The organism is Micromonospora sp. TSRI0369, from assembly GCF_001905625.1.
In the GTDB taxonomy this organism is placed as follows: domain Bacteria; phylum Actinomycetota; class Actinomycetes; order Mycobacteriales; family Micromonosporaceae; genus Micromonospora; species Micromonospora echinospora_A.
Genome location: NZ_LIVU01000003.1, coordinates 852,980 through 879,195, shown reverse-complemented (window position 1 = coordinate 879,195; position 26,216 = coordinate 852,980). Strand labels below are relative to the sequence as shown.

The 26,216-nt window shown below is 73.3% G+C and carries 18 protein-coding genes and 1 riboswitch; of the genes, 9 read left to right on the top strand and 9 right to left on the bottom strand.

Annotated elements, in window-relative coordinates; all coding sequences use genetic code 11:
- Positions 1 to 62 precede the first annotated feature (62 nt).
- Positions 63 to 683 (bottom strand): L-threonylcarbamoyladenylate synthase, encoded by a 621-nt coding sequence (locus AMK25_RS12785; RefSeq protein WP_073828564.1) that lies wholly within the window; start codon positions 681 to 683, stop codon positions 63 to 65.
- 97 nt (positions 684 to 780) lie between these two features.
- Between AMK25_RS12785 and AMK25_RS12780 the strand changes: the two genes are divergently transcribed.
- Both AMK25_RS12780 and AMK25_RS12770 read left to right on the top strand, forming a co-directional pair.
- Positions 781 to 1,134 carry a hypothetical protein gene (locus tag AMK25_RS12780; protein ID WP_073828563.1) on the top strand — a complete coding sequence of 118 codons (354 nt, stop codon included), beginning with the start codon at positions 781 to 783 and terminating at the stop codon, positions 1,132 to 1,134.
- A gap of 251 nt (positions 1,135 to 1,385) precedes the next feature.
- Complete coding sequence (locus tag AMK25_RS12770) at positions 1,386 to 4,367, top strand: glycosyl hydrolase (RefSeq protein WP_073828561.1); 2,982 nt, start codon at positions 1,386 to 1,388, stop codon at positions 4,365 to 4,367.
- Between the two features lie 148 nt (positions 4,368 to 4,515).
- On the opposite strand, the gene AMK25_RS12765 is transcribed toward AMK25_RS12770, so the two are convergent.
- From AMK25_RS12765 to AMK25_RS12745, 5 genes are all read right to left on the bottom strand, one after another.
- Positions 4,516 to 4,896 carry a VOC family protein gene (locus AMK25_RS12765; RefSeq protein ID WP_073828560.1) on the bottom strand — a complete coding sequence of 127 codons (381 nt, stop codon included), beginning with the start codon at positions 4,894 to 4,896 and terminating at the stop codon, positions 4,516 to 4,518.
- 45 nt (positions 4,897 to 4,941) lie between these two features.
- The gene (locus AMK25_RS12760) at positions 4,942 to 5,808 is read right to left on the bottom strand and encodes an SDR family NAD(P)-dependent oxidoreductase (RefSeq protein ID WP_241826343.1); all 867 of its coding nucleotides are present in this window, start codon (positions 5,806 to 5,808) and stop codon (positions 4,942 to 4,944) included.
- Between the two features lie 1,317 nt (positions 5,809 to 7,125).
- Positions 7,126 to 9,921 (bottom strand): FAD-binding and (Fe-S)-binding domain-containing protein, encoded by a 2,796-nt coding sequence (locus AMK25_RS12755; protein ID WP_073828653.1) that lies wholly within the window; start codon positions 9,919 to 9,921, stop codon positions 7,126 to 7,128.
- Between the two features lie 46 nt (positions 9,922 to 9,967).
- Positions 9,968 to 10,738, bottom strand: coding sequence for a nucleotidyltransferase (locus tag AMK25_RS12750; protein ID WP_073828558.1), 771 nt, complete (start codon positions 10,736 to 10,738; stop codon positions 9,968 to 9,970).
- Positions 10,739 to 10,767: 29 nt separating this feature from the next.
- Complete coding sequence (locus AMK25_RS12745) at positions 10,768 to 11,703, bottom strand: diacylglycerol/lipid kinase family protein (RefSeq protein ID WP_073828557.1); 936 nt, start codon at positions 11,701 to 11,703, stop codon at positions 10,768 to 10,770.
- 169 nt (positions 11,704 to 11,872) lie between these two features.
- On the opposite strand from AMK25_RS12745, the gene AMK25_RS12740 reads away from it, so the two are divergent.
- The 4 genes from AMK25_RS12740 (at position 11,873) to AMK25_RS12725 (ending at position 18,823) form a co-directional block, all read left to right on the top strand.
- Positions 11,873 to 12,994 (top strand): hypothetical protein, encoded by a 1,122-nt coding sequence (locus AMK25_RS12740; RefSeq protein WP_241826342.1) that lies wholly within the window; start codon positions 11,873 to 11,875, stop codon positions 12,992 to 12,994.
- 131 nt (positions 12,995 to 13,125) lie between these two features.
- On the top strand, positions 13,126 to 13,794 hold the full coding sequence (locus AMK25_RS12735) for a hypothetical protein (RefSeq protein ID WP_073828556.1): 669 nt from the start codon (positions 13,126 to 13,128) through the stop codon (positions 13,792 to 13,794).
- A gap of 215 nt (positions 13,795 to 14,009) precedes the next feature.
- A complete protein-coding gene (locus AMK25_RS12730; protein WP_073828555.1) occupies positions 14,010 to 16,328 on the top strand; it encodes a transglycosylase domain-containing protein in 2,319 nt (772 codons plus the stop codon).
- A gap of 431 nt (positions 16,329 to 16,759) precedes the next feature.
- Complete coding sequence (locus AMK25_RS12725; protein ID WP_073828554.1) at positions 16,760 to 18,823, top strand: M4 family metallopeptidase; 2,064 nt, start codon at positions 16,760 to 16,762, stop codon at positions 18,821 to 18,823.
- 55 nt (positions 18,824 to 18,878) lie between these two features.
- On the opposite strand, the gene AMK25_RS12720 is transcribed toward AMK25_RS12725, so the two are convergent.
- On the bottom strand, positions 18,879 to 19,328 hold the full coding sequence (locus tag AMK25_RS12720) for a YbaB/EbfC family nucleoid-associated protein (protein WP_073828553.1): 450 nt from the start codon (positions 19,326 to 19,328) through the stop codon (positions 18,879 to 18,881).
- A 184-nt stretch (positions 19,329 to 19,512) separates the two neighbouring features.
- Positions 19,513 to 20,178 (bottom strand): LysM peptidoglycan-binding domain-containing protein, encoded by a 666-nt coding sequence (locus AMK25_RS12715; RefSeq protein ID WP_073828552.1) that lies wholly within the window; start codon positions 20,176 to 20,178, stop codon positions 19,513 to 19,515.
- Positions 20,177 to 20,348, bottom strand: a riboswitch (cyclic di-AMP (ydaO/yuaA leader). Its footprint overlaps the gene before it by 2 nt.
- A gap of 144 nt (positions 20,349 to 20,492) precedes the next feature.
- Here AMK25_RS12715 and AMK25_RS12710 point away from each other — a divergent pair.
- Genes AMK25_RS12710 through AMK25_RS12700 form a run of 3 tightly spaced genes read left to right on the top strand, consistent with a single transcriptional unit; the run spans position 20,493 to position 23,310 of the window.
- Positions 20,493 to 22,055, top strand: coding sequence for an LLM class flavin-dependent oxidoreductase (locus AMK25_RS12710; RefSeq protein ID WP_073828551.1), 1,563 nt, complete (start codon positions 20,493 to 20,495; stop codon positions 22,053 to 22,055).
- A gap of 47 nt (positions 22,056 to 22,102) precedes the next feature.
- The gene (locus AMK25_RS12705; protein ID WP_073828550.1) at positions 22,103 to 22,579 is read left to right on the top strand and encodes a winged helix-turn-helix transcriptional regulator; all 477 of its coding nucleotides are present in this window, start codon (positions 22,103 to 22,105) and stop codon (positions 22,577 to 22,579) included.
- A 32-nt stretch (positions 22,580 to 22,611) separates the two neighbouring features.
- Positions 22,612 to 23,310 carry an SDR family oxidoreductase gene (locus tag AMK25_RS12700; RefSeq protein WP_073828549.1) on the top strand — a complete coding sequence of 233 codons (699 nt, stop codon included), beginning with the start codon at positions 22,612 to 22,614 and terminating at the stop codon, positions 23,308 to 23,310.
- An 890-nt stretch (positions 23,311 to 24,200) separates the two neighbouring features.
- On the opposite strand, the gene htpG is transcribed toward AMK25_RS12700, so the two are convergent.
- Positions 24,201 to 26,093 carry a molecular chaperone HtpG gene (gene htpG / locus AMK25_RS12695; protein ID WP_073828548.1) on the bottom strand — a complete coding sequence of 631 codons (1,893 nt, stop codon included), beginning with the start codon at positions 26,091 to 26,093 and terminating at the stop codon, positions 24,201 to 24,203.
- Between the last annotated feature and the right edge of the window lie 123 nt (positions 26,094 to 26,216).

The window sequence follows — 26,216 nt, the reverse complement described above, 5'->3', positions numbered from 1 at the left end:
CCGTCCCCCGGGTCCCTACCGTGCCCCACGACGGCGCCCGGACGGGGCGGAATCGGTGATCGCTACTCGAAGCGGGCCGGGTCCCCGGCGCCGCGACGCAGGATCTCCGGCTCGTCGCCGGACAGGTCGACCACGGTGGTCGGCTCCAGCCCGCAGTCACCGGCGTCGACCACGGCGTCGATCAGGTGGTCGAGCCGTTCCTTGATCTCCCAGCCCTGGGTCATCGGCTCGTCCTCGCCGGGCAGCAGCAGCGTGCTGGACAGCAGCGGCTCACCCAGCTCGGCCAGCAGCGCCTGGGTCACCGTGTGCCTCGGCACCCGTGCCCCGACCACCCGCCGCCGCGGGTCCTGCAGCCGCCGGGGCACCTCGGCGGTGGCCGGCAGCAGGAACGTGTAGCTGCCCGGGATGACCGACTTGACCTGGCGGAAGACCGCGTTGCTGAGCTTGACGAACTGGCCGAGCTGGGCGAAGTCGGCGCACATCAGCGTGAACGGGTGCCGGTCGTCGAGCCGCCGGATCTCGCGGATGCGCTCCACCCCGTCGCGGTTGCCGATGCGGCAGCCGAGCGCGTAGCAGGAGTCGGTCGGGTACGCGATCACCCCGTCGGCGCGCAGCAGATCCACCACCTGCCGGATCACGCGGGGCTGGGGATTGTCCGGATGCAGGTCGTAGTACCTCGCCACGACGGTCAGCCTATGTCCGCGCCGGGCCGGACGCAGGTTTGCCGGGCGCCGATTCCGGAAACAGGTGGGGGCCGTTCACGACAGGGGGGACCGAATCATGTCCGAAGCCAGCACAGACCGCGTCGCCGACCGCCCCGCGGAGGTGACCGATCCGCTGCTGTGGGACCTGGCCGCCGCGGTGGCCGACGCGCACCAGCCCGACGCCGAACGTGTCTGCGCGAGCCCGAGCTGCGCCGGGGCCGCCTGGCCGTGCGCCGCGTGGAACGCCGCCCAGACCGCGCTCACCACGGCCCGGACGCCGCGGCCCGGCACGCCGTCGCGCCCCGCCGCGGCGCCCGGCCCGATCGCGTCGCGCCCCGCCGGGACCGTCGCCCCGGCCGCCCGGCCGCACGCCACCGGCCAGCCGGCCGCCGCTGACGCCACGGAGCGGCTCGCCGCCACGGCCGCCTGAGCGCGGGTACGCGCCGCGCCGCCCCCGGTCACCGGCCGGGGGCGGCGCCGTGTGCGGTCGTCCGCCCTGCTCACCGGGCGTACGGGAGGCTGCTGCGGAGGGTCAACCACAGCGGTGGAGAGCGCTCTCTTTGGTAACAGGACATTGACGGATCCGTAACCCGAACCTTAATGTCCCTTCCCAAGAGAGCGCTCTCACAGCGATCGACCATCACCCCGTACCCCCGCTTCTCCTCCGTGAAGGGGACCTCCATGACCCTCCTGCGGGACTTCTCCCCCGACCCCGTACCCGCGACGCCCGTCCCGTCCCCGACCCGGCGGCGTGGCCGGCGGGCAGCCGCCCTCGTCGCCGCGTCAGTGCTCGCCGCCGGCCTGCTGGGCGTCGTCGTCGGCGGTGGCGGCACCGCCACCGCCGGCGCCGTCGGCGCGGGCAGCTACACCGAGACGCGACCGGCCGGCGCCCTGCTGCCGAAGGGCTGCGGCGCGATCAGCACCAACCCGAGGACGTTCACCACCGCCGACGCGCCGGCCGGCGCGATCCCCACCAACGACTGGTGGTCCTCGCTGATCTGGAAGCGCAACAACTGCACGGGCAGCGAGGTCCTGCACGCGCATCCGCTGGCGTACAAGGCCGAGAACAACGGGCTCGGACTGTCCTACACCACCACGCCGGCGATCAGCGGCACCGCCACCGGCGTGGGCGAGTTCCACTACCCGTACACCGAGGACGTGCGCGTCGGGATGCCCGGCCTGGCCGCGCCGGTGGTCAAGGCCGCCGGCTGGACCGACTGGACGGTCACCGCCGACTGGAGCGACGGCAGCCGCACCATGCGCGCCACCATCGGCCACGGCCTGCCGATCGGCTACTACACGGTCAGCGGCGGCACCGCGCAGCTCACCGCCGCCGGCACGCCCACCGTCTGGCGCAACTCCGGCGCCACCATCGGCTTCACCGTCCGTGGCCATGACTACGTCGCGTACGCGCCGACCGGCGCGACCTGGACCGTCAACGGCACCGGCATCAGCTCGACGCTGGCCGGCAAGGGGTACTTCTCGGTGGCCGCGCTGCCCGGCGGCGGCGACCGGGCCGCTCTCGCCGACACCTACGCCCGCTACGCCCACGCGCACGTCACCGGCACCCGGATGAGCTACGCCTACGACCCGTCCGCCGGCACCGTGCGCACCACGTACACGTTCACCACCACGCCCCGCGAGGGCAGCGAGACGAAGACGGTGGTCGCGCTCTACCCGCACCAGTGGCGCAGCCTCACCGGCGCCACCCCGATCAGCCAGACGTACGTCTCGGCGCGCGGCGCCATGCGGATCCTCACCGGCGTGCCGTCGTTCACCACCACGATGCGCTTCACCGGCGTGCTGCCCGAGGTGCCCGCCGTCGGCGACTCCAGCGGCGCGGACCTGTCCACAGTCACCGGCTACCTGAACGCCGAGCAGGGCAACCCCGAAGGCGTCAGCGGCCCCGACACGTACTGGGCCGGCAAGGGACTCGGCCGGGCCGCACGGATCGCCGAGATCGCCGACCAGCTCGGGCAGACCTCGGTCCGTGACTCCGCGCTGACCGCGATGAAGAACCGGCTGACCAACTGGCTCACCGCGGGCTCGGGCGAGTCCGGCCAGCTGTTCTACTACGACCGCAACTGGGGCACGCTGATCGGCTACCCCGCCTCGTACGGCTCCGACGAGGACCTCAACGACCACCACTTCCACTACGGCTACTTCATCGCCGCCGCCGCCACGGTCGCCAAGTTCGACCCCGGCTGGGCCGACGACAGCCGCTACGGCGGCATGGTCGACCTGCTCATCCGCGACGCCAACAACTACGACCGCGCGGACAGCCGCTTCCCCTACCTGCGTGACTTCGACATCTACGCCGGGCACGACTGGGCCTCCGGGCTGGCGCCGTTCTTCGCCGGCAACAACCAGGAGTCCTCGTCGGAGGGGATGAACTTCGCCAACGCGCTGATCCAGTGGGGTCAGGCCACCGGCGACACCGCCGTCCGCGACGCCGGCGTCTACCTGTGGACCACCCAGTCCGCCGCTATCTCCGAGTACTGGTTCGACGTGTACGACCAGAACTTCCCGTCCGCGTTCGGGCACAAGACCGTCGGCATGGTGTGGGGCGACGGCGGGTCGTACTCCACCTGGTTCTCCGCTGCGCCGGAGATGATCCAGGGCATCAACATGCTGCCGATCACCGGTGGTCACCTCTACCTGGGCGACTTCCCCGAGTACGTCAAGGCCAACTACGCCGAGCTGGTCACCAACAAGGGCGGCCCGCCGACGGTGTGGCAGGACATCATCTGGGAGTTCCTGGCCCTCGGCGACGGCGAGCAGGCGTTGCGCAACTTCCGCGCCAACAGCGGATTCACCAGCGAGGAGGGCGAGAGCAAGGCGCACACGTTCCACTGGATCCGCAACCTGGCCGCGCTCGGCACCGTGGACACCACAGTGACCGCGAACCACCCGCTGGCGAAGGTGTTCGTCAAGAACGGCGTCCGCACCTACGTGGCGTCGAACATCACCGCCCGCCCGCTCACCGTCACGTTCTCCAACGGCGTCACGCTCACCGTTGCGCCCGGGAAGACCGCCACCTCCGGGGCGTACACGTGGAGCGGCGGCAACGCCACCGGCGGCGGAACCGTGCCGACCGGCGGCCCGACGACCTCGACGCCCAGCCCCACCCCGACCACCGCGAGCCCGACGCCGACCTCCGCCAGCCCCAGCCCGAGCACGAGCAGCCCGGCGACGCTGAAGCCGGTGCGGTACCTGCGCTCCGGCGGCGGGCTCGACGGGACCGCCGGCACGAGCGGCACGGTGAACGTGGCGGCGGCGAACGGCAACCACGACGGCACGCCGACCAACCCGCAGGTGTTCACCGCCACCGGGCTGACCGGCACGTTCACCGGCGGCGCCACCGCGTTCGACCTGGCCGTCGACGCGGGCGCCGCGGTGGGTAACGGCGTCCAGATCCGGGTCTCCTACGACCTGACCGGCAACGGCAGCGTCGAGCGGGTGGAGACCTACAGGTACTTCGCCACCGACCCGATCCCGGGCGCGGAGCGTTACCGGCAGACCCAGGGCCTGCTCTCGGCCACCGGCACGCTCGGCAACATGTCGGGCGGGACGGTGCGCGTCGAGGTGTGGAACGCCATCGGCGGCGCGCCCACGACCCTCGGCGTCGGCAACACCTCGACGGTCACGCTGCCGTACCGCTGACGGCACCGGTTCCGGCGCCCCGGCTCACCGCCGGGGCGCCGGTCCACATCCGGGGCGCAGGTCCACGTCCGGGCCGAGGGTCCCCTCCGGGGCGCAGTTGCCCTCGGGGGAGCCGGTTGGCATCCGGGGCGCCGACTCAGGTCCGGGGTCACGGCCAGCGGGTGGCGGTGGCCTCGAACAGTTCGCCGTCGCTGGCCACCGGGATGACGCAGAGCAGATGCCCGCCCGGCGCGCGCAGCACCTGGCAGTCGAGCCAGCGGGACACCGGCGTGGCGCCCAGCCCACGCAGCCGCTCGACCTCGGCCGCCACGTCGTCGGTCTCGATGTCGAGGTGGTAGCGGGGCGCGTCGTCGACCGACTGCACGGCGGTGACCAGCCCCGGCGCCACGTCGGCCAGGCCGGTGAACTCCGGCTCGGCCGGATCGGTACGCGGGTCCGCGCCGAGCGCGGCGGACCAGAACGCGGCGGACTCCCCCGCCTCGTCCTTCGGCGCGTCGATGATCAGGGCGTACAACCGCGATCGATGCATCGCCCGAGCCTAACCGTGCCGGCCGTCGGCGGCGGCCCGGCGAGGTCAGGCGGTCACGTGGGCGCTGTCGCCCGCTGTCGCGGCGAATGACGTGCCGCTGACCATCCGCGCCGCGTCGGAGGCGAGGAACACCACCAGCGGCGCGACGTCCTCCGGCTCCACCCACGGCACGCCCAGCGGCGTCTTCGCCCGCAGCGCCTCAACCGCTTCGCGCTCCACCTCGGCCAGGTCACCCGACGGTGACTTCCCGGCCTCGACCAGCGCCTGCACGTAACGGTCCCGGTGCCGGGTCAGCGCGGTGTCGACCAGCCCCGGGATCACCGCGTTCACCGTCACGCCGTGCGGCCCGAGTTCCAGCGCGGCGGACTTCATCAGCCCGATCAGGCCCCACTTGGACGCCGAGTACGCGGACCCGTTCGTGGTGCCGTGCTGCCCCTGGGTGGACGACGTGATGACGATCCGTCCGCCGCCGCGCCGTACCAGCAGCCGCGCGAACACCCGCAGCACGTTTGCGGCGCCGGTGAGGTTCACGTCGATCTGGTCGTGCCAGTGCTGGTCGGTCATCTTCAGCAGCGGCGCGAACGCCTGGATGCCGGCGTTGGCGAACAGCACGTCCACGCCGCCGTGCTCCCGTTCGACCGCCTCGGCCACCGCCCGTACCGCCCCGATGTCGCGCTGGTCGGCCACGTGCGCCGACCAGCGGGCGCCCGCCGCCGTCACCCGCCGGCCGGTCTCGGCCAGGTCCTCCGGCGTGGCGGGCGGTGGGTCCAGGATCGGGCTGACCGGCCCGGCGACGTCCATCCCGGCCACGTCCGCGCCCGCCTCGGCCAACGCGACCGCGGCGGCCCGGCCGATCCCGCGTGCCGCGCCGGTGACCACAGCGACCCGCCCCGACAACATCCCCGCCGCCACCGCGTCACCCTCCCGTGGACTCCCCTCTCGCACCGTAAGCCCTGCCGCCCCCGGCCCGCCCGCAATCGAGACTCCGGTACGCCCGCCCAGCTCACGGCACCCGGACCGCTCATCACCGACGCCTCCCTCAACCGGCACACCGCCTCGATCACGCAACCCACGCGCCCCCGCCCCAAGCCAAGGTCAACACCACTGCGGGGAAGCGGTCACATCCAACCCACCCGGACCAGACCACTTCCCCGAACTGGTGTCGATCACGCAACCCCACCCGCCCTCGGCCAAGCCAAGGTCAACACCACCACGGGGAAATGGCCACATCCAACCCACCCGGACCAGACCACCTCCCCGGGCTGGTGTCGATCACGCAAGCAACCGGCACTCGACCGACGCCAAGGCCAACACCAGTGGGGGAAGTGGCCACATCGAACCCGCCCGGACCAGACCACTCCCCCGAACTGGTGTCGATCACGCAACCCCACCCACCCCGGCCAAGCCAAGGTCAACACCATCACGGGGAAACGGTCACATCCAACCCGCCCGGACCAGACCACTCCCCCGACCTGGTGTCGATCACGCAACCCAACCCACGCGCAGCCGGCCAAGCCAAGGTCAACACCATCACGGGGAATTGGTCACATCCAACCCACCCGGACCAGACCACTCCCCCGAGCTGGTGTCGATCACGCAACCCCACCCACCCCGGCCAAGCCAAGGTCAACACCATCACGGGGAATTGGTCACATCCAACCCACCCGGACCAGACCACTCCCCCGAGCTGGTGTCGATCACGCAACCCCACCCACCCCGGCCAAGCCAAGGTCAACACCACCACGGGGAAATGGCCACATCCAACCCACCCCGACCAGACCACCTCCCCGGGCTGGTGTCGATCACGCAAGGAACCGGCACTCGACCGACACCAGAGCCAACACCAGTACGGGGAAATGGTCACATCGGACCTGCCTGAACCGGACCACTTCCCCGACCTGGTGTCGATCACGCAACCCCACGCGCAGCCGGCCAAGCCAAGGTCAACACCATCACGGGGAAGTGGTCATATCCAATCCACCCCGACCAGACCACTTCCCCGAGCTGGTGTCGATCACGCATGACCTGCCCGCGCCCGGGAGCCCACGCCACCAAGGTCGACACCACCTCGCCGAAGTGGCGGCATCCCCCTCATGAGAACCAAGTCACCCAACCAGGGCCAAGGTCAACACCAGTACGGGGAAGTGTTGCCGTCCGACCCACCCGGACCCCGCCACCTCCCCGAGCTGGCGTCGACCGCGGAGGACGACACACCACTCCCCCGGACCGCTACGGCGAGGTGGCCTCCGCCAGCAGCTCCAGCAGGTGCCGGTACGGCTGCCCGGTGGCCCGCGCCAGCCCGATCTCGCAGGTGCGGTTCACCGAGGCGTACCCGTCGAAGGGCCGGGACGTGACGGCGGCGGCCTCGGCCCGGGTGGCCGACGCGGTCAGCTCCGGGTGCAGCAGTCCCCGGTCCCCGGCGAAGCCGCAGCACTGCCAGCCCTCCGGGACCACCACCTCGTCGGCGACCGCGCGGGCCACGGTGAGCAGCGCGTCGTCCAGGCCGAGCCGGACCGAAGAGCAGGTCGGGTGCAGCGCGAGCGAGCCGATCCGGCGGCGCACGGTCAGCCGGGGCAGCAGCGTGCCGGCGGTGTACGCGACCGCGTCGACGACCCGCACGTTCGCGGCGCCGTCGAGCAGCCGCTCGAAGCCCTCCGTGCAGGACGCGGCGTCGCTGATCACCGGCAGCGCGCCGTCGCGGCTCGCCGCGCGCAGCACCGGCGGGACCCGGTCGCGCACGGCCCGGTAGCCGTCGGTGAGTCCCTTCGAGGACCAGGGGGTGCCGCAGCACAGGTCGCCGATGCCGTCGGGCACGAGCAGGCGTACGCCGGCCCGCTCGGCGAGCGTGAGCAGCGCGGCGGCCACGCCGGTGCCGCCCTGCGCCGGGGCGAACAGCGTGCCCAGGCAGGAGGGGACGAACACGGCGTCCGGGTCGTCGGCCGGGTGGGGGCGGCGCGGAGTGCCGCCGCGGGGCAGGTCCCGTTGCCACCGCGGCACCCGGTCGGCGCCGAGCACCGCGCGGGCGGCCCGGGTGGCGGCCTCGGGCAGCGCCGCGGGCAGCGCGCCGGCCAGGTCGAGCCCGCGGGCCATGCCCCGGGTGGTGGCGCCCCAGCGACGGGCCGCCGCCCGCCAGCCGGTCGACGCGGCCCGGCCGTGTTCCGCGGCGCGCAGCCGCTTGACCAGGTCACCGGTGTTGATCAGGACCGGGCAGGCGGTGGCGCACATGCCGTCGACGGCACAGGTCTGCACCGCGTCGTAGTCGTATGCGTCGGTCAGCTCCCGGCCCAGCGCGGTGTCGCCGGCGGCCTGCGCGGCGGCGATCTCCCGGCGCAGCACGATGCGCTGCCGGGGCGTGGTGGTGAGGTCGCGGCTGGGGCAGACCGGCTCGCAGTAGCCGCACTCGACGCAGCGGTCCACCTCCTCCTCCACCGTCGGCACGGTCTTGAGGTGCCGCATGTGGATCTCGGGGTCGTCGCTGAGCAGCACGCCCGGGTTGAGCACGCCGTCCGGGTCGCAGAGCGTCTTCAGCTCGCGCATCACCTCGTACAGCTCGTCGCCGAACTGGCGGCGCACGTACGGGGCCATCACCCGGCCGGTGCCGTGCTCCGCCTTGAGCGTGCCGCCGTGGCCGAGCACCAGGTCGACCATCTCCTCGGTGAAGTCGGCATAACGCGCCGGGGCCTCGCCGCCGTCGAACCGCTCGTTGAGCATGAAGTGCAGGTTGCCGTCCTTGGCGTGGCCGAAGATGACGCTGTCGGCGTACCGGTGGCGGTCGAACAGGTCGGCCAGCGACGCGCAGGTGCCGGCGAGCGCCTCGACCGGCACGGCGATGTCCTCCAGCAGCGCCGTGGTGCCGGACGGGCGCGCGCCGGCCACCGCCGCGTACAGGCCCTTGCGGATGTGCCACAGCGCGGCCCGGGCGGCGGGTTCGCCGCTGAGCCGGGCCGGGGCGCTCAACGGCAGGCCGGCGAGCACCGGGCCGGCGTCGGCGACCCGCGCGGCCAGCGCCTGCGGGTCGGACTCCTGCCACTCCACGAGCAGCGCGGCGTGCCCCCGCACGGCCAGGCCACGCAGCGCGGCGTCCGCCTGCGGGTCACGCTGGGCCACCCGCAGGGCGACGGCGTCGAGCAGCTCGACCGCCGCCGGCCCGGCCGCCACCAGCGCGGGCATGGCGGCCATCGCCGCGCCGAGGGAGTCGAAGACCAGCAGGCCCGTCGCGGCGTGCCGGTGCACGGGTACGGTGCGGAACGTCGCCGACGCGACGAACGCGAGCGTGCCCTCGCTGCCCACCACGAGCCGGGTGAGCAGATCGGCCGGGTCGTCGTGGTCGAGGAACGCGTTCACGCCGTACCCCATGGTGTTCTTCATGGCGTACTGGGCGCGGACGCGGCGCACCGAGTCGCTGTTGCCGCGTACCCGGTCGCGCAGCCGCAGCAGTCCGGCGTGCAGTGCCGGTTCGGCGGCGCGCAGCCGGGCGTCGGCGTCCGGGGCGCCGGTGTCGAGCACGGTGCCGCTGGGCAGCACGAGCACCAGCGACTCCAGCGTCCGGTACGTGTTGAACTCGGTGCCGCAGGTCATGCCGCTGGAGTTGTTGGCGACCACGCCGCCGACCGTGCACGCGGACTCGCTGGCCGGGTCGGGGCCGAGCTTGCGGCCGTACGGCGCGAGCCGGGCGTTCACCTGCCGCAGCACCACCCCCGGCTGCACCCGCACCCGCCGACCGTCGTCGAGCACGCTCAGGTCGCGGAAGTGCCGCCGTACGTCGACGAGCAGCCGGTCGGTGACCGCCTGGCCGCTGAGGCTGGTGCCGCCGGAGCGGAACGTCAGCGGCGTGCCGGTGCGGCGGCTGTGCGTCAGCAGCGCGGCGACCTGGCCGGCGTCGGACGGGGCAATCACCGCGCCAGGGTGCAGCAGGTAGTGCGAGGCGTCGTGGGCCATCCGCAGCCGGTCCGCGGCCCGGGTCGCCACGCCGCCGGGCACCACCGCCTCCAGCCCGGCCCGCGCGGACGCGCTCAGCTCAATCATGATCACCGCACCTCCCCCGGCCCACACTAGTCACGCCCGGCCGGGCTCAGTCCGCGGTGATCCGGTCCAGCACCCGCCGCTGGAACGCGCGGGCGGCCGGACCGGACGGCGGGGTGCCACCCTGGCGGGCGTCGATCGAGGCCCGGATCAGCGCGGCGTCCGGGTCGTCGGCTGCGACCCGGAGCCCGGCGTCGACCTTGCCCAGCCAGACGCCGTCGCGGCTGCGCACCAGCGCGCGGCACGCGCCGAGCACCGCGTCCTCCGCGCCGGGGGCCGGTTCGTCGCCGGGTGGCGTGGGCAGCGCCAGCCACCAGCGCAGCGCGTCGGCCAGCAGCGCCCGCAGCTCCTGCGGGGACGGGTCGGCGAACACGTCGGCGGCGGGCGGGCCGAGCAGCGTCCGGCCGGACTGGCGCAGGATGCTGCGGTCCAGCGCGTACCAGAACCGGCCGTCGGCGGCGGGCCGGTCGGCCGGGTCGTAGGTGGCGCGGAACGGCATGGTGGCGCCGGTGTTCAGCTCGACGTCGAAGCCCGGCTCCGGGGTGCCGGAGGCGGCCACGTCCCGGCGGTAGACCACCAGCTCCAGGCCGCGCGCCGGGCAGGGCAGCGACTCGTGCCGCAGCCGGTCCACCAGCGCCCGCTTGGCCGCCGCCGGCAGCGGCCGGGCGACCACGAGTGCCACGTCCACGTCGCTGCGCCCCGGCTGGTACGCGCCCAGCCCGACCGACCCGGCCGCGTACGCCCCGACCAGGTCGTCACCGAGCACGTCCCGGGAGCGGCGGACCAGTTCGGCCAGGTAGTCGCGGATGTCGTCGCGCATTCCGGCATCCTGCCCCGGGTCGGGCGCGGTCAGTCCGGCGGGTCGGGGCAGCACACCGTCAGCGAGCCGGGGACGACCTTCACCTTGAGCCGTTTCGCCTTGCCCCGGGCGCCGCCGTCCAGCTCGTACGTCTTCGGCGCGTCGAACCGCACCGTGATCTTGCGGCCCCGGGTGATCCGCACGAACGGCGACTCCTCGGAGCGCCCGGCGGCCATCCGGCCCAGCGTGCGCGCCCAGTCCACCGCGCCGCTGGCGGTGGCCACGCCGACCTCCAGCGCCCCGTCGTCGGGGCGGGCGTCGTCGAAGGCCGGGATGCCGCCGGTGATGGTGCCGACGTTGCCGAACAGCACGCAGCTCGCCTCGTCGTCGAACCAGTCCGCGCCGTCGACCCGGATCCGGGTCCGTACGCACTCGCCGCGCACGTGCCGCAGCCCGGTCCAGACGTACGCGATCCGGCCGAACCGGCCCTTGAGCTGCCGGTCGGCGTCACGGATCAGGTCGCCGTCGAACCCGGCGCCGGCCATCACCGCGAAGTGCTCCCCGTTGATCCGGCCGAGGTCCAGCTCGCGGCGGCGGCCGTGCAGCGCGATCCGTACCGCCTCGGGCAGGTCGACCGGGATGCCGAGGTTGACCGCGAACAGGTTGGCGGTGCCGGCCGGCAGGATGCCCATCGGCACGCCGCTTCCGGCCAGCGCGTCGGCGCACCGCTGCACCATGCCGTCGCCGCCCCACACCAGCACCAGTTCGGCGCCGGAGTCCAGCGCCGCGCGGACCCGCTTGGGCGCCTTGCGGCTCTTCGGCACCTCGTACCAGAGGAGCCGCCCGACGCCGGCGCCGACGAGCCGCGAACGCAGCTCGTCGAGGCCGCCCCCGAACGTCTTCTTCCGATGGGCGACGACAGCGACCACACCGGACGGAGGTACGGCGGGGGCGGTGTCCGGGCGTTCGGCAGTGCTCGTCTCCATGACCCCGCTGGTACCCGGAGGGCGCGCGTCCCACGCCTGCGCCGAGCGCGACGCGCCCGGAACGCGACGCGCCCGAAATCGATCAGCGGCGTACTGTGCCCGGACGGCCACGTTCGGTACAGTGCGGGCGATGATCCGCGCCGCCGGGCGCGGATCCGGAGGGTGTGCGATGACGCGACGGACCGGGTGGGTGGCGCACTACACGCTGCGCCTCGGTCTGCTGCTCGGCGGTGTCGCCGTCGCCTGGGGCGCGCACGAGGCCGCGGCCGGCTCGGCCGCGCACGCCGCCGACCGCCCGCCGCTCACGGCCGCCGTGGAGGCGCTCACCCACACGCTCGACGCGGTGCTCGGCCTGCCGGCGTCCCTGTCCGACGGCGTCGAGCCCACGTCCGACGCCGCGCCGGCATCCGGCACGACAGCTCCCACCTCCGACGCCACGGCGGGCACCGACGCGCCGGCGCCCGCCCCGGCCTCGCCGGCCAAGGCCGGGCCGGACGCGCCGCAGGCGGCACCGGTCGCCGCGACGCCGGTCACCGGCCGGGTCGTCGAGGCGGTGGTGACGCCGGTCCGCGACCACGTGCTGACGCCGGTCACCGAGGGTCTGCGCCCGGCCACCGACCCGGTACGCGATCACCTGCTCACGCCGGTCGCGGAGGCGCTGCGCCCGCTGACCGGCCCGGTCACGGAGGACGTGCTCGAACCGGTCGCGGACGTGTTGTCCCCGGTGGTGGAGCCGCTGAGCCCGATCCTCGGTCCGGTCTGGCGGGGCCTGGAACCGGTGGTCGCGCCGCTGGACCCGGTGCTCGACCCGCTCAGCCCGGTGACCGATCTGCTCGACCCACCGGCGGCGCCGGCGCCCGATCCGGCCGACCCGGTCGACCCGGCCGATCCCGCTGACCCGGCTGATCCGAGGGGCCCCGCTGATCCCGCCGCACGGGCCCCGACGGCGGCGCCCGCCCTCGGGAGCGCCAGCGTTCCGGTCGCCGCCGACCCGCAGACGCGGGCCTTCGCCGTCGGACCGCAGACGCGGGCCTTTGCCGTCGGACCGCGGGGGGCCGCCGTCCGTACCGGCACACCGGCCGTCCGCACGGCGGCCGACTTCGCGCCGACACCCGTCGCGCCGCAGCCGTTCGACGGCGCGAGCCACGCCGGCGGCGCGGTGCACAGCGAGGCGGCAGACGCGGACGCGTGCCGCTGGGGGCTGCCGACGCTCGCCCACCAGTACGGGCGCCCGGCACACGAACGCCTGCCGGCCTCCCGCACGTCGCGGCCCGGCACCAGACCCGCCTGAGCGGACTCCACAGGCACCACCTTCGATCCGGATCACGGGCGCGCCCCGCCCGACTGCCGCGTTCGCGCGGCGGCGCCGTCGTCCGGCGCCCGCAACCGACCCGATCAAGCCTGTGAAACAGGAGTTCGTTCATGAGCACTGCCCTGCCCGTCGCACGCGCCCGGTGGTGCGACATCGGCCGCATCGCCGATCTCGTCGCCGAGGCCCTGATGCCCACCGCCCTGGCCGGCTGGCTCGTCCCCGACGCGCCGCGCCGCCTGCCGGTCCTCGCCGCCGTGGCCCGGATCTGGACCGAGCACGCGCTTCTCTTCGGCGACGCGTTCCTGCTGCCCGACGGCAGCGCCGCCACCGTGTGGTTCCACCGCTACCGGCCGATTCCGGCGCCCCACCGGTACGCCGATCGTCTCGCCTCCGCCGCCGGCCCGCACGAGGAGCGGTTCCGCCGCCTCGGTGAGGCGCTGAGCGCCCGGCGTCCGGTCGAGCCGCACAACCATCTGGCGCTGCTGGCCGCTCCCCGGGGCGGAGCGGCGGAGGCGCTCGCCGGAGCGCAGCGCCGGATGGACACCCTGAGCCTGCCCACGTACGCGCACCCGTGCGCCGGGGAGCAGGAGGACCTGCTGCGGCGGCTCGGCTACACCGCACAGGAGACCTTCGCGGCCCCGGACGGCACCGCGCTGCGTGCGCTGTGGCGGTCGACGCCGTTGCGTGCGGGCGGCGGCAACGACCGCTGGCCGGTACGCCACCGCGGCCCCGGCCGCGCGGACCGCGACGGCCGGGCCGCCCGCTGGGCGGCACGCTGACCGGTTGACCCGGGCCGGGGCGGCCGCTCAGCCGCCCCGGTTCCGGCTCGCCGACTGCCGGCAGCCGGCCCACGCCCGCCGCCGCTCAGCGGTGGGAGTTACGGGCCGCGCACACCCGTCCCGCCGCACCGGCCGACGTCGTCGGCCGGTGCGGTCGCCGCGGCTCGGTTAGCCTGCGAGCCGGGCACGACTTCGCCGAGCAGCCGGAGGTAACGGTGCGAGGAACGGGAGAGACCCGGGGACCGGCCGGCGCCACCGCCGCGAGCCCGAAGCGCAAGCGGCGGCGCCTGGCGGTCGTCCTCGCGGTCTGCGTGCTGCTGGCCGGGTGCGGGCTGGTCGCGGGCGGCTACTACTTCGACAGCGTGCCCACGCCCAGCGACCTGAAGCTGCCCGAGTCGACAACGGTCTACTACGCCGACGGGCGCACGCCGATGGCGAAGCTGGGCGCGCAGAACCGCACCATCGTGCCGTACGACCAGATGAACGACTCGGCCAAGCAGGCGATCGTGGCGGCCGAGGACCGGACGTTCTGGACCAACCGCGGCATCGACTTCAAGGGCGTGCTGCGCGCCGCCTGGGCCAACGTGAGCGGCGGCCAGCGGCAGGGCGCGTCCACGCTCACCCAGCAGTACGCGCGCATCGCCGCCGACCTGCGCGGGGTCACCTACTCCCGCAAGCTGCGCGAGGCGGTGATCGCCTGGAAGCTCGACGACGCGTACTCCAAGGAGGAGATCCTCGGCTTCTACCTGAACACCGTGCCGTTCGGCCGGGGCGCGTACGGAATCGAGGCGGCCGCGCAGACGTACTTCGGCAAGACGGTGCGCCGGGACGCGCCGCCCGAGCGGCAGCTCACCCAGGCCGAGGCGATGGTGCTCTGCGCCATGGTGAAGCAGCCGGAGGCGGATCCGGCCGACCCCGAGGGCACGCCCGGCTACGACCCACGCCGCAACGCGCTGGCCAGGCAGAACTCGATCGACCGCTGGAACTACATCCGCGACGGCATGGTCAAGCTCGGCTACCTGACGCCGCAGCAGGCGGCGGACCTCGCGTACCCGGACACGGTCCGGCCGATCGACAAGGACGCGGGCCGGTCCGACCTGGACCGGCCGACCGGCCTGGTGGTCAACCACGTGCTGGCCGAGCTGCGCGGGACCGAGCCGTTCCGGGGCAAGCCGGACGAGGTGATCCGCGACGGCGGCTACCGCATCGTCACCACCATCGACAAGCGCGTGCAGGACGCGGCCGAGGCGGCGGCGGACATCCGCCGGGACACCGCCCCGCGAGCGGTGCGCGGGCAACCGCGGAACTGGCAGGCCGCGCTGGTGGCGGTGGAGCCGGGCACCGGCCGGGTGCTCGGCTACTACGGCGGCGACAAGGGCTCGGGAGCGGACTACGCGGGCTGGTACTCCGACGAGGACGGCCAGGCCCGCGGCTTCGGCCAGCATCCGCCGGGGTCGTCGTTCAAGGTGTACGACCTGGCCGCCGCCGTACGCGACGGGATCTCGGTGAAGGAGCGGTTCGACGCGCCGGACACCAAGGAGTTCCCCGCCTCGGGGCGCACCAAGGGCAGCGCGGCCGGGCCGATCCGCAACGCCGAGCGGGCGCCCTGCCAGCCGGACTGCGCGCTGTGGGAGGCCACTGTCGCCTCGCTCAACGTCACCTACTTCGAGCTGACCGAGCGGCTCGGCACCGACAAGGTGATCGAGATGGCCCGGCAGGCGGGCGTGGAGTCGATGTGGGAGACGGTCCGGGGCAACCCCCGGCCGCAGCGCGTCGACCTGCGCAGCGACCCCGCCGACGAGGTGGCGAAGCGGTTCTCCACCGAGGTCGGCATCGGGCAGTACGGCATCACCGTGCAGGACCACGCGAACGGGATGGCCACGTTCGCGGCCGGCGGCAAGCGCGCCGACGCGCACTTCGTCCGGTCGGTGAGCAAGGACGACGAGGAGGTGTGGACCGAGCAGCTGCGCACCACCGACCTGGGGCTGGACCGGGAGGCGCTCGACCAGCTGGACTGGACGCTGCGCCGGGTCCGGGCGGCCAAGCTGGACAACGGCTGGGACTCCGCCGGCAAGACCGGCACCTGGCAGGCCGGGCAGAGCACCACCCAGAACGTGCACACCTGGATGGTGGGCTGGACCGGCGCGCTGGCCTCGGCCGTGTGGCTGGGCACCACCGACGGCAAACCGCTGCGGACGAGCGGCGGCAGCTACGAGGTGTACGGCTCCACGGGCGCCGCGCCGATCTGGCGGCAGTTCATGACCAAGGCCACCGAGGCGATGAAGCTCGACCCGGGCAAGTACCGCTTCGGTGAGCCGAAGTTCCCCGGCGACACCCCGGAGCCGACCGCGTCGGCGCCGCCGCCGTCCACCGCCGCGCCCACGCCGTCCGCCTCGCCGAGCCCGAGCCCGACCCCGTCGAGCCCCAGCCCGAGCCCGGAGCCGACCGGTCGGCCGACGTCGCGGCCCACGCTGACGCCCTCGCTGCCGCCGCCGCCCACCGTCGCGCCAACGCGGACCCGCGGCCCGCGCTGACGCGGCCCGGTGCCCGGCCCCGGTCGGGGCGGGCCCCACGCGGCGTGGCCGGCTCGGGCGGTGGCGACCTCGCGTCTATGTGCGCCATTCGCGCACATAGGCAACGTCCGCAATTTGCACGCGCAGCCATCCACTGTCGGCGATGTTCGCCCTGATCAGGGCCTATTGAAGATCATGGTTGCCTGAGACGACGCGCGCGGCGACACGCCCGACTGTCAGTCGTTGCCCAGGTCACCCATTGCTCACGGCTCGCGCGGCGTGTGATTGTGCACCAGCGAACCGCCGACCCCCGGCGACTCGCGACGGTCGATCTGTCGACCCGGAGCCACGCCGGCAGCTCCGGTGACCGGCCGTCACCCTGCCTCGCACCACCGCGCCGCCCGTCCCCACCGGGCTCGTGCGGCGCGCCTGTAGAACAGGAGCAAACCTCCGTGAAACTCTCACCTCGCCTCGCCGCGCTCACCGGCGCGGCCGCGGCCGGCGTGATCGCCGCCGGCACCGCCGCAGCCGTGCAGGCCGCGCCACCCGGGCCCGCCGCCCCCAACCCGGCCCAGGCCCGCGCGGCCGCCGCCGACTCGGCCCGCGCCATGGTCGCCGGCCGCCCCGCCTACCTGCAGGCCGGCGCCGACGACGCGTTCGTCCAGAAGCCGGTCATCTCCTCCGAGGGAACCCAGTACGTGCCGTACGAGCGCACGTACAAGGGCCTGCCCGTGGTCGGCGGCGACTTCGTGCTCGCCACCGACTCGGCCGGCAACCTCAAGTACGCCTCGGTCGCGCAGCAGCGGCCGATCGGCGCCCTCGCCACCACGCCCGCGCTGACCCAGGCCGCCGCCGCGACCACGGCGCGCGCCCAGCTCAAGACGGTCAGCGCGGTCGAGGGCGCCACGCTCGTGGTCTACACGCTCGGCGCCGCACCGGCGCTGGCCTGGGAAACCACGGTACGCGGCACCAGCGCGGACGGCCCGAGCCGGCTCACCGTCGACGTCGACGCCCGTACCGGCGCGGTCCTGCGCAAGCAGGAGCACGTGGTGCGCGGCACCGGCACCGGCGCGTGGAACGGGCCCAGCCCGCTCACGCTCAACACCACCCAGTCGGGCTCCACGTACACCATGAAGGACCCGACCGTCACCAACCTGAGCTGCCAGGACTCGGCGAACAACACCACGTTCAGCGGCTCCGACGACGTGTGGGGCAACGGCACCGCCACCAACAAGGAGACCGGCTGCGTGGACGCGCTGTTCTCCGCGCAGACCGAGCACAAGATGCTCGCCCAGTGGCTGGGCCGCAACGGCGCCAACGGCAACGGTGGCTACTGGCCGATCCGGGTGGGCCTCAACGACCAGAACGCCTACTACGACGGCAGCCAGGTGCAGATCGGCAAGAACACCGCCGGTCAGTGGATCGGCTCGCTGGACGTGGTGGCGCACGAGATCGGCCACGGCATCGACGACAACACCCCCGGCGGCATCTCCGGCGGCGGCACGCAGGAGTTCGTGGCGGACACGTTCGGCGCGGCCACCGAGTGGTTCGCCAACGAGCCGTCCAGCTACGACGCGCCGGACTTCCTGGTCGGCGAGAAGATCAACCTGGTCGGCTCCGGCCCGATCCGCAACATGTACAACCCGTCGGCGCTCGGCGACCCGAACTGCTACTCCAGCAGCATCCCGTCGACCGAGGTGCACGCCGCGGCCGGGCCGGGCAACCACTGGTTCTACCTGCTGGCGAACGGCAGCAGCCCGACCAACGGGCAGCCGTCCAGCTCGACCTGCAACAGCAGCAGCGTGACCGGCCTGGGCATCCAGAAGGCCATCAAGATCATGTACAACGCCATGCTGCTGAAGACCTCGTCCTCGTCCTACCTGAAGTACCGCGTCTGGACATTGCAGGCGGCGAAGAACCTCTACCCGAGCAGCTGCACCGAGTTCAACGCGGTCAAGGCGGCCTGGGCGGCGGTCAGCGTACCGGCCCAGTCGGGTGAGCCGACCTGCGCCGGCGGCACCCCGACGCCCACGCCGACCGCCACCACCACCCCGCCGTCGGGCGGCTGCTCCGGCAACAAGCTCGCCAACCCCGGCTTCGAGTCGGGCAACGTGAGCTGGACCGCCTCGTCCGGCGTCATCACCACGGACAGCGGCCAGGCGGCGCACGGCGGCTCGTACAAGGCGTGGCTGGACGGGTACGGCTCGTCGCACACCGACACGCTCAGTCAGTCGGTGACGATCCCGGCCGGATGCCGGGCGACGTTGAGCTTCTGGCTGCACATCGACAGCGCGGAGACGACCACGAGCACCGCGTACGACAAGCTCACCGTCAAGGCCGGCAGCACCACGCTGGCCACCTACTCCAACCTGAACAAGGCCACCGGGTACGTGCAGCGGTCCTTCGACATCTCGTCGCTCGCAGGCACCACGGCGACCATCTCGTTCAGCGGCGTGGAGGACAGCTCTCTGCAGACGTCCTTCGTCGTCGACGACACCGCGGTCACCCTGAGCTGACCGTGGCGTAGCGCGGCCGGTCGTCGTCCTCCCGGCGGCCGGCCGCCTCGTCGTCTCAGGCCGGGCGCCCGGCCCGGGACGAGGTGCCGCGGTCACGATGGATCCGGGCGGCCGCCTCGTGCATCGCGCGGCCGAACAGCTCGGCCTGGTCACCCATGCTGCCGAGCCGGGCGGCGAGCGCGTCGGCGTCGGCTCGCGCCGACGCGCTGACCTGTGCGTCCAGCTCGGACAGTGCGTCGTTGGCGGCGGCGACGAGGTGTCCGCTGAGGACGTCGAGGGGCTCGCCGGCCAGCTCCGGGTCGATCGTCACGGAATCCAGCCGGCCACCCTGGACGGCGACCGCGCGGACCCGCCCACCGGCCGCAGTGCCCTCGGCGCGCAGCAGGTCGGCCGGTTCGCCGTCGGCGTGCGCCGAGGCCCGGGAGCGCATCGCGGTGAGCGCCTGCTGCGTGCGGGTCAGCAGCTCGTCGAGGCTCGCGGCCGCCGAGAACGGGTCGTTGGTCATATCCGCGCTTTCTTCACGTCTTAGCCGATCATCGTGACCCTAACAACCGGCTCCGACGAATCGCGATCACCGGCCGTCGCGGGCCGTGTCCCGGCGCCGGGAGCAGGCCGGACATCGGCGACACGGCGTGTCGCGGACGGCCGGACGCCCGGCCGGGGCGAACCGGCCGGGCGTCCGGATCAGGTCAGCGCAGACGCAGCCGCTGACCAGGGAAGATCAGGCCGGGGTCGTCGCCGACCACTGCCCGGTTGCGCTCGTGCAGGGCACGCCAGCCGCCGTCGACGCGCTGCGCCACGGCGATCTCCGACAGCGTGTCCCCGCGCCGGACCACGTACGTCCCGACGCCGGACGACAGCTGCGGCGCCGCCTTCGTCGCGGCCCGTTCCGGCGCGGCCCTGCGCGTGACGGCCCGCTCCGGGGCGGCCTTCTTCGAGGTGGTCTTCTTCGGGTTCGCCTTCTTCGGGGTGGCCCGCTCGGACCGGGTCGCGGCGGCGCTCGCCGAGCCGCCCTTCCTGCCGCAGACCGGCCACGCGCCGATGCCCTGCCCGCGCAGCACCTTCTCGGCGACGGCGATCTGCTCGGACCGGCTGGCCAGGTCGGCCCGGGCGGCGTACTTCTGCCCGCCGTAGCCGTTCCAGGTGGCGCGGGAGAACTGGAGCCCGCCGTAGTACCCGTTGCCGGTGTTGATCTTCCAGTTGCCGCCTGATTCGCAGCGCGCGACCGCGTCCCAGTTGACGCCGGCGCCGGCCGGCGCGGCCGGGCCGAACAGGGTCGCGGCGCCGACGGCGGCGCCGGCCAGGACTGCTCCGAGAGCGATACGGCGGCCCCGGGCTGAGTATTCAGTTGCCATGTGGATTCCTCCACGCCGACGAGGTGAGCTGTCGGGTTCGGGCCGAGGAGCCCGGCCGCCGGTGGCGGCTTCACCCCGAGGTGACGAGGCACCGTGGTACGTGTGGTTCCCCCGCTCCCGCGCGACGTCCGGTAACCGCGGCCGGCGGCGGGACTAGGCGTTTCCGGCCTACGGTGTCCACGAATGCGAACGGAACCGACGCTATGGACGGTTTGCGACGATCATCCACTTCTTGTGACCCTGTTCACCCGGCCGGGCTACCACCTGTGGAGCTACGGTGGCAGGGCTGAGCAAGATCACGGGAGGCGGGACGGATGACCGATCACGGACACGAGCTGACCTTCGGCGGCTTCATCACTCCCGCCGCCGGGCAGCCCGACCAGGTGGTGGCGCTGGCCACGCTCTGCGAGCAGGTCGGGCTGGACCTTGTCACGTTCCAGGACCACCCGTACCAGCCGGGCTTCCTGGACACCTGGACGCTGATGTCCTACGTGGCCGCCGTCACCGAGCGCATCCGCCTGGCCGGCAACGTGCTCAACCTGCCGCTGCGCCAGCCGGTGGTGCTGGCCCGCAGCGTGGCCAGCCTGGACCTGCTCACCGGCGGGCGGGTCGAGCTGGGACTCGGCGCGGGCGCGTTCTGGGACGCGATCGAGGCGACGGGCGGGCGGCGCCTGTCCCCCGGCGCGGCGGTCGAGGCCCTGGACGAGGCGATCCGGGTGATCCGCGAGGTCTGGGACACCGACCGCCGGGGCATGATCCGGGTCGACGGCGAGCACTACCGGGTGGTCGGCGCCAAGCGCGGCCCGGCGCCCGCGCATCAGGTGGGCATCTGGGTCGGCGCGTACAAGCCGCGCATGCTGCGCCTGGTCGGCCGCGCCGCCGACGGCTGGCTGCCCTCCCTGTCCTACCTGCCGAAGGGCCCCGACGAGCTGCCCGCCCTGAACGCGCTCGTGGACGAGGGCGCTCAGGCCGCCGGGCGCGACCCGGCCGAGATCCGCCGCATGCTCAACGTGAACGGCACGTTCGCCCGCTCGTCGGCCGGCTTCCTGGCCGGTCCGCCGGAGCAGTGGGTGGAGGAGTTGGCCGGGCTCACGCTGGAGCACGGCGTCACCACGTTCATCCTCGGCAGCGACGAGCCGCGCGCGATCCAGATCTTCGCCCAGGAGGTCGCGCCCGCGGTGCGGGAGCTGGTCGCCGGCGAGCGCACCGCGCCGGGCAGCGGCGCCCGCGCGGTCGCCGACGAGACGGCCGCCACCGGCGGCCCGGCCACGCTGGCGGTCACCCCCACCCCGGACCCGGGGGTACGCCTGAGCGCGCGCCGCCCCTGGGACGAGTCGACCCGGCCGACCGCCCCGCCACCACCGGCCGGACAGGTCTACCCGGCCCGGGGACAGGCCGCCGGGCAGCACCTGGTGGACGTGCACGACCATCTGCGCCAGGAGCTGGCCCAGGTGCGCGACCTGCTGGAACAGGTCAAGCGAGGCACTGTCTCGCCGGGCCGGGCGCGGGCCGCGCTGAACGAGATGACCATGCGGCAGAACAACTGGACGCTCGGGGCGTACTGCGCGGCGTACTGCACCATGGTCACCCAGCACCACGGGCTGGAGGACGCCTCGATCTTCCCGCACCTGCGCCGCTCCGAGGCCGGGCTGGCGGCCGTGCTGGACCGCCTCGAGGAGGAGCACGTGGTGATCCACGGCGTGGTGGAGAGCGTCGACCGGGCGCTCGTGGAGCTGGTCCGGCGGCCCGGCGACTTCACGCAGCTCCAGGAGGCGGTGGACCTGCTCACCGACACGCTGCTGTCGCACCTGTCGTACGAGGAGCACCAGATCGTCGAGCCGCTGGCCCGGCACGGCTTCTTCCCCGGCCAGCTGTGAGGTAGCTGGCTTTTGCTTCCCTAAGCCAGGGGGGTACCGTCGACGCCATGACGGACCTCCTTGCCCAGCGTGACTCCTGGTCCACCGCCAACTGCTCGATCGCCCGGGCGCTGGAGGTGGTCGGCAACCGCACCACGCTGCTCCTGCTGCGCGAGGCGTCGTTCGGCACCCGCCGCTTCGACGACTTCGCCCGGCGGGTCGGCGTCAGCGAGCCCGTCGCCGCCGCACGTCTCAAGCAGCTCGTCGCCGACGGGCTGCTCGACCGGCGCCCCTACCGCGAGCCCGGGCAGCGCACCCGCGACGAGTACGTGCTCACCTCCAAGGGCAGCGACCTGATCCCGGTGCTCGTCGCGCTGCGGCAGTGGGGCGACACGTACGCCGCCGACGAGGCGGGCCCGGCGGTCCGGGTGACCCACGACGAGTGCGGCGCGGCCGTGCACGCCCGGCTGCGCTGCGACGCCGGGCACGACGTACCGCCCGGCGAACTGGCCGTCCTGCCCGGTCCGGGCCTGCTGTCCGCCTGACCTCTCTTCCTCACCACCTCTCGGAGCGAGACATGAAGATCGCTGGAAGCACCGCCCTGGTCACCGGCGCCAACCGTGGCTTCGGCCGGCACCTGGCCGCCGAACTCGTCGCGCGCGGCGCCACCGTCTGGGCCGGCGCGCGCAACCCGGACACCGTGAACCTGCCCGGCGTCACCCCGGTACGCCTCGACATCACCGACCCCGCGTCGGTGGCCACCGCCGCCGAGCGGGCCGGGGACGTGACGCTGCTCGTCAACAACGCCGGCGTGAGCACCGGCGCCGACCTGCTCGACGGGGACCTCGCGCAGATCCGGCTGGAGCTGGAGACGCACTACCTCGGCACGCTGTCGGTGGTACGCGCGTTCGCGCCCCGGATCGCGGCGAACGGCGGCGGGACAATCCTGAACGTCCTGTCCGCGCTGTCCTGGTTCACGTTCCCCGGCGTCGGCGCGTACGGCGCGGCCAAGGCCGCCGAATGGTCGATGACGAACGCCCTGCGCCTGGAGCTGGCCGACCGGGGCGTCCGCGTCGCAGGGCTGCACGTGGGCTACATGGACACCGAGATGGCCGCCGCCGTACCCGGCCCGAAGGCCGACCCGGCGGAGGTCGCCCGGCTCGCTGTCGACGGCATCGAGGCCGACAGCTACGAGATCCTGGCCGACGACGTGGCCCGCCGGGTCCAGGCCGGCCTGTCCGGCGGAGTGGCCGCGCTCTATCCCGCGCTCCCCTGATCCGCCGCTCCGCCTCGCCGAGGTGGCGGCGTCACCTCGGCGAGACGGCGCCGATCACGCTCGGCGCGCCGCCCGGCGAGCACCAGCCGCGGATGTTCGGCATCCACGCGGCTGCTGCCCGGCGCGCGCATCGAGCTCGGTCCGGCCGGCCGCCAACGGCGGCCGCTTCGGCACAGCCGATCAGCGCCCCCCGACACGAACCTGGCACCCGCCGCACCCAGCTCCACCAGATCCGCCCCGGCCCACAACGGGCCTGTAGAACCACCCCACCGGGCCGCTCACTCACCGAGAGTTGGGACACCCCATCGTGATCCACTCCAGTTCGGCGAGGTGGCGGTGTCAGAGGCGGTCGGATGCCGCCACTTCGGCGTACTGGAGTCGATCAAGCAGCAGCCACGACAACCGCCCGGGCACAGTCGATCAACAGCCTTCGACAAGGCCCCGACATCAGCCGGCGCCCGCCAAGCGGTGCTCCGTCCGATCCGCCCGATCCACACCTGCGCACCCGGCCGCCCCGCCGACGCGGGCGCCCGCAACACCATCTCCACCAGGGCGCTCACTCACCCATAGCCCCTGACATCCCTGCAGGTGGGATCGATCTTCCCCACTCTGAGACACCCCAGCGTGATCAACACCAGCTCGCCGAGGTGGCGGGGTCAGGGCCCGTCCGATACCACCACTTCGGCGGGCTGGAGTGGATCAAGCAGCAACCAGCCGCCCGCACGAGCCCGGCGAAGGACTGACCCGACAACTGCCCGCATCGACTTCCCGAGGCTTGATCGACACCAGCTCGCCGAGGTGGAGGCATCGGAGGCACCCCGATACCGCCACCTCGGCGTAACAGAGTCGATCAAGCCAGCCAGGTCGGGCCGAGCCGAGCCGAGCCGAGGCTAGAGGCCGCGGGCCAGTCGGTCGGCCAGGATGCGGGTGAACCGGGCCGGGTCGGCCAGCTCGCCGCCCTCGGCCAGCAACGCCATGCCGTACAGCAGCTCGGCGGTCTCGGTCAGCGCGGCCGTGTCGCCGCCCTCGCCGTGCGCCTTGCGTAGGCCGGTGACCAGCGGGTGGGCCGGGTTCAGCTCCAGGATCCGCTTGACCTGGGGCACCTCCTGGCCCATCGCCCGGTACATCTTCTCCAGCGTCGGCGTCATGTCGTGCGCGTCGCCCACCACGCAGGCCGGTGACGTGGTCAGCCGGGTGGACAAGCGCACCTCCTTGACGCTGTCGGCGAGCGCGCCGCCGAGGAACGTGAGCAGGTCGGCGTACTCCTGCCGCTCGGCCTCGGCCTTCTCCTTCTCCTCCTCGGTCTCCAGGTCCACCTGGCCCTTGGCGACCGAGCGCAGCGTCTTCCCGTCGTACGCGCCGACGCGCTCGACCCACACCTCGTCCACCGGGTCGGTGAGGATCAGCACCTCGTAGCCCTTGGCGCGGAACGCCTCCAGGTGCGGCGAGTTCTCGATGGTGGCCCGGTTCTCGCCGGTGGCGTAGTAGATCTCGGTCTGGCCGTCGCGCATCCGCTCCACGTACGCGCGCAGCGTGGTCGGCTCGGCCGGGTCGTGGGTGCTGGCGGCGCGGACCAGTTCCAGCAGCGTCTCGGTGTTGTCCAGGTCCTCCAGCAGACCCTCCTTGACCACCGCGCCGAACTCGGTCCAGAACGTGCGGTACGACTCGGCGGACATGTCCTTGAGCGTGGCCAGGACCTTCTTGACCAGCCGGCGGCGCACAGCGCGGATCTGCCGGTCCTGCTGGAGGATCTCCCGGGAGATGTTCAGCGACAGGTCGTGCGCGTCCACCACGCCCTTGACGAAGCGCAGGTAGTTGGGCATGAGCGCGTCGCAGTCGTCCATGATGAACACGCGCTTGACGTAGAGCTGCACGCCGCGGCGGCCCTGCGGGGAGAACAGGTCGAGCGGAGCGTGCGACGGCACGAACAGCAGCGCCTCGTACTCGAAGGTGCCCTCGCCGCGCATGTGGATGGTTTCGAGGGGGTCGGCCCAGTCGTGCGCGACGTGCCGGTAGAACTCCTTGTACTCGGCCTCGTCGACCTCGTCCCGCGAACGCGCCCAGAGCGCCTTCATCGAGTTGAGCGTCTGCTCCTCGCGGGTGGTCTCGCCGTCCTCGCCGGGCTTGTCGACCGTCATCCGGATCGGCCACGAGATGAAGTCGGAGTAGCGCTTGACGATCTCCCGGATCGTCCACTCGGTCGTGTAGTCGTGCAGGTTGTCCTCGGTGTCGACGGGCTTGAGGTGCAGCGTGACCGAGGTGCCCTGGGGCGCGTCAGCGACCTCCTCGATCGAGTACGTGCCCTCGCCCGCGGACTCCCAGCGGGTGCCGCCGGACTGTCCGGCGCGGCGGGTCAGCAGCGTCACCTTGTCGGCGACCATGAACGTGGCGTAGAAGCCGACGCCGAACTGGCCGATCAGCTCCTGGGAGGCGGCGGCGTCGGAGGACTCGCGCAGCTTGCGCAGCAGTTCGGCGGTGCCGGACTTGGCGATGGTGCCGATCAGGCGGACCACCTCGTCGCGGGTCATGCCGATGCCGTTGTCCCGCACGGTGAGCGTACGGGCGTCCTTGTCGGCCTCGATCTCGATGTGCAGGTCGGAGGTGTCGGCCGACAGGTCCTTGTCGACCAGCGACTCCAGCCGCAGTTTGTCCAGCGCGTCGGACGCGTTCGAGATCAGTTCGCGCAGGAAGACGTCCTTGTTCGAGTAAATCGAGTGCACCATCAGCTGCAGCAGCTGACGGGCCTCGGCCTGGAACTCCAACGTCTCGACCCCGTCGCTCACACCGACTCCCTTCCCTCTGGCGGCTCCTACGGCGGAAAGGATACGAGGGGTGACCGCTGCGGTACGCACCGGCCGCCCCGGAATTCGACTGGTACAACCAGTTGACGGGTTGACGTGCGCGGG

Bases quoted from the DNA above. Each gene is read 5' to 3' on its own strand.
- AMK25_RS12705 (WP_073828550.1), top strand. From the start codon at position 22,103: ATGACGGACCTCCTTGCCCAGCGTGACTCCTGGTCCACCGCCAACTGC.
- AMK25_RS12745 (WP_073828557.1), bottom strand. From the start codon at position 11,703: ATGGAGACGAGCACTGCCGAACGCCCGGACACCGCCCCCGCCGTACCT.
- AMK25_RS12700 (WP_073828549.1), top strand. From the start codon at position 22,612: ATGAAGATCGCTGGAAGCACCGCCCTGGTCACCGGCGCCAACCGTGGC.
- AMK25_RS12740 (WP_241826342.1), top strand. From the start codon at position 11,873: ATGACGCGACGGACCGGGTGGGTGGCGCACTACACGCTGCGCCTCGGT.
- AMK25_RS12780 (WP_073828563.1), top strand. From the start codon at position 781: ATGTCCGAAGCCAGCACAGACCGCGTCGCCGACCGCCCCGCGGAGGTG.
- AMK25_RS12765 (WP_073828560.1), bottom strand. From the start codon at position 4,896: ATGCATCGATCGCGGTTGTACGCCCTGATCATCGACGCGCCGAAGGAC.
- AMK25_RS12750 (WP_073828558.1), bottom strand. From the start codon at position 10,738: ATGCGCGACGACATCCGCGACTACCTGGCCGAACTGGTCCGCCGCTCC.
- AMK25_RS12720 (WP_073828553.1), bottom strand. From the start codon at position 19,328: ATGACCAACGACCCGTTCTCGGCGGCCGCGAGCCTCGACGAGCTGCTG.
- AMK25_RS12755 (WP_073828653.1), bottom strand. From the start codon at position 9,921: ATGATTGAGCTGAGCGCGTCCGCGCGGGCCGGGCTGGAGGCGGTGGTG.
- AMK25_RS12735 (WP_073828556.1), top strand. From the start codon at position 13,126: ATGAGCACTGCCCTGCCCGTCGCACGCGCCCGGTGGTGCGACATCGGC.
- AMK25_RS12710 (WP_073828551.1), top strand. From the start codon at position 20,493: ATGACCGATCACGGACACGAGCTGACCTTCGGCGGCTTCATCACTCCC.
- AMK25_RS12715 (WP_073828552.1), bottom strand. From the start codon at position 20,178: ATGGCAACTGAATACTCAGCCCGGGGCCGCCGTATCGCTCTCGGAGCA.
- AMK25_RS12770 (WP_073828561.1), top strand. From the start codon at position 1,386: ATGACCCTCCTGCGGGACTTCTCCCCCGACCCCGTACCCGCGACGCCC.